Source organism: Azorhizobium sp. AG788 (genome assembly GCF_943371865.1).
GTDB lineage: Bacteria > Pseudomonadota > Alphaproteobacteria > Rhizobiales > Xanthobacteraceae > Azorhizobium.
This window is the reverse complement of the sequence record NZ_CALRWL010000090.1, coordinates 1-8,067: the sequence shown is the minus strand read 5'-3', so window position 1 is coordinate 8,067 and position 8,067 is coordinate 1. Positions and strand designations below refer to the sequence as shown.

Below are 8,067 nucleotides of genomic sequence, written 5' to 3'. Positions count from 1 at the left end.
CTGCCCTCCCCCGCAAGGGGGGAGGGTTCGCCCGATGGAGAAGGCCCCCCTCAGGCGTGCCCGGCCTCGCTGGAGAGCATGCCGGGCTGGACGCCGAGCTTGCGCAGGGCCAGTTCATATTTGGCTTCCACCACGTCGCCGAACACCAGTTCGGGATCGGCCGGGCAGTGCAGCCAGCCATTGGCCTGGATCTCGTTTTCCAATTGCCCCGGCGCCCAGCCCGCATAGCCCAGCGCCAGCACCGCGCTCTCCGGGCCGCGGCCGCCGGCGATGGCTTTGAGAATGTCCAGCGAGGCGGTGAGGCAGATGCCGTTGTCGATGGGCAAGGTGGAATTCTCGATGAAATAATCCGCCGAATGCAGCACGAAGCCGCGCCCAGTCTCCACCGGGCCGCCGCGCAGCACCTTGATGGTTTCCGCCCGCTGCGGCAGCAAGATGCGCTCCTTGGCCGGCACCACGTCCAGTTGCACCAGCAGGTCACCGAAATCGATATGGGTGGCGGGCTGGTTGACCACGATGCCCATGGCCCCGTCGGCGGAATGGGCACAGACATAGACCAGCGAGCGGGCAAACCGCTCGTCGCGCATGCTGGGCATGGCGATGAGCAATTGCCCGTCCAGAAAATCGCGCGGGCCGCTGGAGGTGGAGTGCGAGCGATCGTCCATCATAGGCGAGAGCGTAACCCGCATGCGGCCATTTGGGAACGTGCTCCGCATGCGACCCGCAGCGCCCGCGCCCCGCAAATGGCCCGCCACGGCCGACGGGCGCTGCATCGCGCCCTCCCTGTCACAAGAAATTGCGTACGCGGCCTTTGCACCACGCCCGCGCACGCGCTAGCGCATCGGGATGATCCTCACCCGCCGCACCCTTGTCCGCACCCTGGCCGCCCTGAGCCTCGCCCCGCCGCTGACGGCGCTGGCCCAGGCCGCGCTGGCCAAGGCCGCGCCGCTGCCTGGGCCGCAGGCCACCACCGAAGGCGCGACGGTGCGCCTGCTGGCGGGCCGTGAAGCCGCCGGCATCGTGCAGGCCGGGCTGGAACTGCGGCTGGAGGCGGGGTGGAAGACCTATTGGCGCTATCCCGGCGACAGCGGCGTGCCGCCACGGTTCGACTGGAGCGGCGCGCAGAATGTGGCCAGCGTCACGGTCGGCTGGCCGGCGCCGCGGCGCTTCTCCGACGGCTCGGGCGGCTTCTCCATCGGCTATAAGGATACGGTGATCCTGCCCCTGACGGTGCGCCTGGCCGACCCCGGCAAGCCGGCCCTGCTGGATCTCAATCTGGACTTCGCGGTCTGCCAGGCGTTGTGCGTGCCGGCGCAGGCCCGTCTGGCCCTCGCCCTGCCCGGCACCGGCGCGGACGATCCCTCCCTGGCGGCGGCGCGGGCGCTAATGCCGGTGGAGACAGCTCTGGGCGCACCGGGGCCGTTGTCGGTGCAATCGGTGTCCCTCGACAGCAGCCGGACGCCGCCGCAGATCATCGTCACCGCCAAGGCGGGCGCCGGCGCCACCTTGCTTCTGGAAGGGCCGGACGAGGGGTGGGCGCTGCCACTGCCGGAGCCGGCGGGCGCCGCGGGGGCCAATCTGCGCTTTGCCGCGCCCTTGCTCGGCGTGCCCAGCGATGCGCCCGCCACCGGCAACCGCCTGCGCCTGACCCTGATCGAGGGCACCCGCGCCATCGAGACGCTCGTCCCGTTGCCACCGCTCCCCGCGCGCCGCTGAGCGGGATGAAGACGGGGCGCGGCCGGTCGCCGGACGGCCGGCTTGCGCGTTTCCACATCGCCCGTTGAGGGGAAGTGGCGATTGCCGCGCTTTGCCGCTTTCCTCCGGCGGAAAACTTCCTATTCTCCCGGCGCAGTGGCCCATGAAGGCCGCATGTCAGCGGAGATGAAGATGCCCATCCAGGTCGGCGACAGCCTGCCCAACGTCACCTTCCGCGTGTCCACCTCGGACGGCCCGGTGCCCAAGACCACAGACGAAATCTTCAAGGGCAAGCGCGTGGTGCTGTTCGCCGTGCCCGGCGCCTTCACCCCCACCTGCCACAAGAACCACCTGCCGGGCTATGTGGCCCGCGCCGCCGAGATCATCGCCAAGGGCATCGACACCATCGCGGTGGTCTCGGTGAATGATCCGTTCGTCATGGGCGCGTGGGAAGCCGCCTCCGGCGCCGACGGCAAGATCCTGTTCCTGTCCGACGGCAATGGCGAATTCGCCCAGGCCCTGGACCTGTCGTTCGATGGTTCGGCGGTGGGCCTCGGCGTGCGCTCCAAGCGCTATTCCATGGTGGTGGACAATGGCGTGGTGAAGGTGCTGAACGTGGAAGACGTGCCCTCCAAGGCGGACGTCTCCAGCGCCCAGGCGATCCTCACCCAGATCTGAGACCAGCGCCGGCCCTCACCCAGATGTGATCGGGCGGGCGTCACGGCTGCATTCTACCGGCACGGGGCGTCGCGCAGGCGGCGCCCCGTTTGCCGTTTCCGGCCCGCCGCCGCTCAGGCGATGATGTCGGGAAACAGCTCGTCTTCCAGATGGCCGATGCGATCCTTCAGCTGCAGCTTGCGCTTCTTCAGGCGCTGGATCTGCAGCACGTCCGCCCCCGCCACCGCGGTCAGGGCCGCAATGGCCGCATCCAGATCCCGGTGCTCCTGACGCAGGCGCTCCAGATGGGCCTTCAGCTCTCGCTCGTCGTCACTGGTCATACTTTTCCGCCGCCGTCCCGCTGAGCTGTGACATCGAATATCGCACGGGCTTGCGCGCCTGCAAGCCGCCTTCCGTCCAAGACGGCACAATCCGCAGTCGACTCTTTGCCGCCTCCATGACAGCATGACGAACATTGCAGACAGGGAGACGCCAAGAATGTCCGTCCAGTCCCACTTGCAGCAGCTCGAGCGCCGTCATGCCGCGCTTGAGACGGAAATCCACCGCGAAGCCACCAGCCCTGCCGCGGACCCGTTGAAGGTCGCGGAAATGAAACGGCGCAAGCTCGTCCTGAAGGACCAGATCGCCCGGCTGCGTGGGGAATCCACCCTCCACTGATCGTCGCCTGAAGCCTGTTGCCGCGTCCCTGCGACTGGAGGGCGCGTGCAAACGGGTCGGTGTCTGCCGCATGCGCGCATGCGTGAGACAGCCGGGTGAGTGCGCGTCATCGCCGTGAGGATCACGGGATGAGACGCACGCACCGGCGCCGGCCCGCGGCTTCCCGGCGGCGACACTCCCGCCGTGAACCCGACATCCGCTGCCGCATCTTGTGCCCGACCTACCTGGGGCCGACCTACCTGGGCCCGACCGGCCTGAGCAGCCTGCCTTGGGCGGTGGCGTACTTAGTGGCTCGAAGCCCTATCCTGACGGTCGGGGCAGCCATGCAGGCTCACGCACCCTTTGCGTTCGCGCGCAAGGGAGGCTAAGCCCGGCCTATGGCTCCTCCGCTCGTCCTTCTTCAAGATATCCACCTGCGCTTCGGCGTGCAGCCTTTGCTCGCCGGCGCGGAACTTTCCGTGTCCGCCGGCGAGCGCCTGTGCTTCGTCGGCCGCAACGGCTCCGGCAAATCCACGCTGCTGAAAGTGGCGGCGGGATTGATCGAGCCGGATTCCGGCACCCGCTTCGTGCAGCCCGGCACCACGGTGCGCTATCTGCCGCAGGAGCCGGACTTTTCCGGCTACGCCACCACGCTGGCCTATGTGGAAGCCGGCATGGGGCCGGGCGATGAGGAATATCGCGCGCAATATCTGCTGGACCAGCTCGGCCTCACCGGCCGCGAGGACCCGGCCAATTTGTCCGGCGGCGAGGCCCGGCGCGCGGCGCTGGCCCGGGTCATCGCCCCCGAGCCCGATGTGCTCATGCTGGACGAGCCCACCAACCATCTGGATCTGCCGGCCATCGAGTGGCTGGAAAGCGAATTGAAGTCGCTGCGCTCGGCGCTCGTCATCATCTCCCATGATCGGCGCTTCCTGGAGACGCTGTCGCGCGCCACCTTGTGGATCGACCGCGGCACCACCCGCCGCCTGGAACAGGGCTTTTCCGCCTTCGAAGGCTGGCGCGACCAGGTGCTGGAGCAGGAAGAGACCGATCGCCACAAGCTCGATCGCAAGATCGTCGCCGAGCAGGACTGGCTGCGCTACGGCGTCACCGCCCGGCGCAAGCGCAACGTGCGCCGCCTGGGCGAGCTGCACTCCATGCGCAAGGACCGCCGCGAGGATCGCCGCGCCCAGGGCAATGTGTCCATCACCGTCACCGAGGGCCAGACCTCGGGCAAGTTGATCATCGAGGCCAAGCACGTCGCCAAGGCCTATGACGGCGTGCCGATCGTCAATGACTTCTCCACCCGCATCCTGCGCGGCGACCGCATCGGCATCGTCGGCCCCAATGGCGCCGGCAAGACCACCTTGCTGAAGATGCTCACCGGCGAACTGAAGCCGGACAGCGGCAGCGTGCGCCTCGGCACCAATCTGGAAGTGGCCTCCCTCGACCAGAAGCGCGCGGCGCTGCGGCCCGAGACCACCTTGCGCGACGCCTTGACCGGCGGCGGCAGCGACACGGTGCTGGTGGGCGGGCAGCCCAAGCATGTGATGGGCTATCTGAAAGACTTCCTGTTCACCCCCGAGCAGGCCAATTCACCGCTCTCGGTGCTCTCCGGCGGCGAGCGCGGCCGGCTGATGCTGGCCCGCGCTCTGGCGCTGCCGGCCAATGTGCTGGTGCTGGACGAGCCCACCAACGATCTGGATCTCGAAACCCTCGACCTGCTGCAGGAAATGGTCGCGGATTTCCCCGGCACCGTCATCCTGGTCAGCCATGACCGCGACTTCCTCGACCGCACCGTCACCTCGGTGATCGTGGCGGAGGGCCATGGGGTGTTCAACGAATATGCCGGCGGCTATGCCGACATGGTCAACCAGCGCGGCAAAGGCGTGGAAGCCAAGGAGCGCGCCGACGAGCCCAAGGCCAATGGCGTCAAGACCAATGGCGCCAGCGCCCCGGCGGCCAAGGCCAATGGCAAGGCCCCCAAGGAGACCAAGCGCCGCCTCTCCTTCCACGAGAAGCACGCCCTCCAGACCTTGCCCAAGACCATGGAAAAGCTGAAGGCCGAGGCCGAAGTGCTGGCCGCGCGCCTCGCTGACCCCGCCCTCTACACCCGCGACCCCGCCGGCTTCGAGAAGACCAACGCCGCGCTGGCCAAGGTGCAGAAGGAGATCGACGGCGCCGAGGAGGAATGGCTGCGCCTGGAAATCCTGCGCGAAGAAATCGGCGCCTGAGCGGCGCCGCGCGTCGGCGTGCCCCGAGCGGGTTCGCCTGACACCACGGTCTTCCATTGGACTCATCCGCGGGCGCTGGTATCTTCAGCGCTCTGGAGGCTCCATGCGGACGGTGAACATCGACGCTGCGAAGACGGATTTGTCCCGTCTGGTGGATGACGCCGCCGGCGGCGAGGAGATCATCATCGCCCGCGCCGGTCGCCCCGTCGCCCGGCTGGTGCCGCTGGAGGGCTCAGCCCCCCGGGCCAGCCGCCGACTCGGCCGCCTTGCGGGACAGTTCACGGTGCCGGCGGACTTCGACGGCCCCCTGCCCACCGACCTCCTGGATGCCTTCGAGCGGCGCTGATGCGCCTGCTGCTGGACACCCACATCCTACTCTGGGCGCTCGCGGAGCCGGAGCGCCTGGATGCGGACACCCGCGCCGTGCTGGAAGACGCCGGCAACGACGTGCTGTTCAGCGCTGCGAGCCTCTGGGAAATCGCCATCAAGGCGGGGCTCGGACGCCCCGATTTCACGGTCGAGCCGGACGTGGTGCTCCATGCCGCCCGCGCGACCGGCTTCATTGAATTGCCGGTGCGCGCGCAAGCCACCGTATTGGTGGCGCGGCTGCCGCCTTACCATCGCGACCCGTTCGACCGTGTGCTCATCGCCCAGGCCATGGCCGAGACAGTGCCGCTGTACACCGCCGATCCGCTACTGCCACCCTATTCCGATCTCGTGAGGCTGGTCGGGTAAAGGTCGCCTGCCATTCGACGGGCGACCTTCACGTGGCGCCGGCGCCCTATTGCACGAAGATCGTGCGCAAGGTGCCGATGCCGTCGATGATCACGTCCACTTCGTTGCGCGGCTCCTTCATGGAGCCCACGCCGACGGAGGTGCCGCAGGCGATGAGATCGCCGGGGTTCAAGGTCATGTCGCGGGACAGCAGCGACACCAGTTGCGCCGGCGGGAAGATCATGTCGGCCAAAGGATAGTTCTGCCGCTCGGCGCCGTTCAGCACCGTGCGCACGCTGGCGCTGGCGGCATCGAAATCGGTGACGATCCACGGGCCGAACGGGCCGTAGCCGTCCAGCCCCTTGGCCCGCGCCCATTGCGGGAAGGTGGGATCGCGGTTGAGGATGTCGGCGGCGGTCAGATCATTGACGATGGTGTAGCCGAGAATGTGGTCGGCGGCCTCGGCTTCGGAGATGTTGGTGGCGGTCTTGCCGATGACGATGCCCAGCTCGCCCTCATAGACGGTCTTGCCGTCATAGGTGACAGGGCGGCGCACTTCCGCATCGGGGGCGGCCACCGAGGTCACGGCTTTCAGCAGATAGAGCGGCTCGGCCGGCTCGGCCACGTTCAGCTTGGCCGCAAGCCCATGGAAATTGTTCCACAAGGCGATGATCTTGGAGGGCTCGGAGGGCGCCTCCAGCCGCACGTCCGCCAGGGCCAAACTCTGGCCGGTGGGGGTCGGATGGTCATAAAGGCTGCCGGCGTGGACCGTGATGGTCTCGCCGTCCAGCGCGCCGAAGCCGGTGCCGTCTTTGGTGGTGAATCGCACCCATTTTGCCATGTGGTCCTCCCGTGGCGCCCCGCGCCACGGTGGGCCTCAGGGCATGCGTTGTTGATTGTGCAGGGAGGCCAGCAGCTCGCGGTGCCGGCGCTCCTCATTGTCGTTATTGACCACCACCACCGCCCAGATGGCCGCCGGCAGCCAGCCGATGAGCGTGACCTGGAGCACCAGGCACAGCAGGCCCTGGAAAATCCTGCCGCGCAGGAACAGGGCCAACCAGGGCAGCAGGACCGCAACCGCAATCATGTTCACATCTCCACGTTCAGCTCCCTATGTAGGAAGCCACCGTGGAGGAATGAAGACGCCCGGTTGCAGCGGCGTCCGTCAGCGCCCCAGCAGCCCCGCCAGGGTCTTGCCCAGCCGCGCCGGCGAGGGCGAGACGGTGATTCCGGCCGCTTCCATGGCGGCGATCTTGTCTTCCGCGCCGCCCTTGCCGCCGGAGATGATGGCGCCCGCATGACCCATGCGGCGGCCGGGAGGGGCGGTGCGGCCGGCGATGAAGCCCACCATCGGCTTCTTGCGGCCGCGCTTGGCCTCGTCGGCAATGAACTGCGCCGCATCCTCTTCCGCCGAGCCGCCGATCTCGCCGATCATGATGATCGACTCCGTCTTCGGGTCGGCCAGGAACAGTTCCAGCACGTCGATGAACTCGGTGCCCTTCACCGGATCGCCGCCGATGCCCACCGCCGAGGTCTGGCCGAGGCCCTCCTGGGTGGTCTGGAACACCGCTTCATAGGTCAAGGTGCCGGAGCGCGAGACCACGCCCACCGAGCCGGGCTTGAAGATGTTGGCCGGCATGATGCCGATCTTCGACTGGCCGGCGGTGACCACGCCGGGGCAGTTCGGCCCGATCAGGCGCGACTTGGAGCCCGACAGCGCCCGCTTCACCCGCACCATGTCCAGCACCGGAATGCCTTCGGTGATGCACACGATCAGGCCGATTTCGGCGTCGATGGCTTCCAGGATGGCGTCCGCCGCGCCCGGCGGCGGCACATAGATCACCGAGGCGTCGGCGCCGGTGGCTTCTTTCGCTTCGATCACCGTGTCGAACACCGGCAGGCCCAGATGGGTCGAGCCGCCTTTGCCCGGCGAGGTGCCGCCCACCATCTTGGTGCCGTAAGCGATGGCCTGTTCGGAATGGAACGTGCCGTTCTTGCCGGTGAAGCCCTGGGTGATAACCTTGGTATTGGCGTCGATCAGCACGGACATCACGCAGCTTCCTTCTTCACGGCCGCGACGATCTTCTGCGCCGCATCATCCAGATCATCG

General features: G+C 67.9%; 11 protein-coding genes. 6 read left to right on the top strand and 5 right to left on the bottom strand.

Going from position 1 to position 8,067, the window contains the following annotated elements; genetic code table 11:
- Positions 1-50: 50 nt before the first annotated feature.
- Entirely contained in the window at positions 51-668 is a 618-nt protein-coding gene (locus AAG816_RS27055; protein WP_341992826.1) for a YqgE/AlgH family protein, read from the bottom strand.
- Between the two features lie 178 nt (positions 669-846).
- Here AAG816_RS27055 and AAG816_RS27050 point away from each other — a divergent pair, with 178 nt between their 5' ends.
- Both AAG816_RS27050 and AAG816_RS27045 read left to right on the top strand, forming a co-directional pair.
- A complete protein-coding gene (locus tag AAG816_RS27050) occupies positions 847-1,716 on the top strand; it encodes a protein-disulfide reductase DsbD domain-containing protein (protein ID WP_341992825.1) in 870 nt (289 codons plus the stop codon).
- Positions 1,717-1,887: 171 nt separating this feature from the next.
- Positions 1,888-2,373 carry a peroxiredoxin gene (locus tag AAG816_RS27045; protein ID WP_341992824.1) on the top strand — a complete coding sequence of 162 codons (486 nt, stop codon included), beginning with the start codon at positions 1,888-1,890 and terminating at the stop codon, positions 2,371-2,373.
- A gap of 113 nt (positions 2,374-2,486) precedes the next feature.
- Here the strand turns inward: AAG816_RS27045 and AAG816_RS27040 are convergent, their stop codons facing one another.
- A complete protein-coding gene (locus AAG816_RS27040) occupies positions 2,487-2,693 on the bottom strand; it encodes a DUF465 domain-containing protein (protein WP_341992823.1) in 207 nt (68 codons plus the stop codon).
- A 157-nt stretch (positions 2,694-2,850) separates the two neighbouring features.
- Between AAG816_RS27040 and AAG816_RS27035 the strand changes: the two genes are divergently transcribed.
- From AAG816_RS27035 to AAG816_RS27020, 4 genes are all read left to right on the top strand, one after another.
- Positions 2,851-3,030 carry a DUF465 domain-containing protein gene (locus tag AAG816_RS27035; protein WP_341992821.1) on the top strand — a complete coding sequence of 60 codons (180 nt, stop codon included), beginning with the start codon at positions 2,851-2,853 and terminating at the stop codon, positions 3,028-3,030.
- A gap of 377 nt (positions 3,031-3,407) precedes the next feature.
- On the top strand, positions 3,408-5,243 hold the full coding sequence (locus AAG816_RS27030) for an ABC-F family ATP-binding cassette domain-containing protein (RefSeq protein ID WP_341992820.1): 1,836 nt from the start codon (positions 3,408-3,410) through the stop codon (positions 5,241-5,243).
- 103 nt (positions 5,244-5,346) lie between these two features.
- A complete protein-coding gene (locus AAG816_RS27025) occupies positions 5,347-5,589 on the top strand; it encodes a type II toxin-antitoxin system prevent-host-death family antitoxin (protein ID WP_341992819.1) in 243 nt (80 codons plus the stop codon).
- On the top strand, positions 5,589-5,978 hold the full coding sequence (locus AAG816_RS27020; protein WP_341992818.1) for a type II toxin-antitoxin system VapC family toxin: 390 nt from the start codon (positions 5,589-5,591) through the stop codon (positions 5,976-5,978). Before AAG816_RS27025 ends, AAG816_RS27020 begins: the two co-directional genes overlap by 1 nt.
- Before the next feature lie 46 nt (positions 5,979-6,024).
- Here AAG816_RS27020 and AAG816_RS27015 read toward each other — a convergent pair whose 3' ends face one another.
- The 3 genes from AAG816_RS27015 to sucD all read right to left on the bottom strand — a co-directional run bounded on the left by AAG816_RS27015 (position 6,025) and on the right by sucD (position 8,007).
- Positions 6,025-6,798, bottom strand: a complete 774-nt coding sequence (locus AAG816_RS27015) for a fumarylacetoacetate hydrolase family protein (RefSeq protein ID WP_341992817.1) — start codon at positions 6,796-6,798, stop codon at positions 6,025-6,027.
- 36 nt (positions 6,799-6,834) lie between these two features.
- Positions 6,835-7,044 carry a YqaE/Pmp3 family membrane protein gene (locus tag AAG816_RS27010; protein WP_341992816.1) on the bottom strand — a complete coding sequence of 70 codons (210 nt, stop codon included), beginning with the start codon at positions 7,042-7,044 and terminating at the stop codon, positions 6,835-6,837.
- A gap of 78 nt (positions 7,045-7,122) precedes the next feature.
- Positions 7,123-8,007, bottom strand: a complete 885-nt coding sequence (sucD, locus tag AAG816_RS27005; protein ID WP_341992815.1) for a succinate--CoA ligase subunit alpha — start codon at positions 8,005-8,007, stop codon at positions 7,123-7,125.
- Between the last annotated feature and the right edge of the window lie 60 nt (positions 8,008-8,067).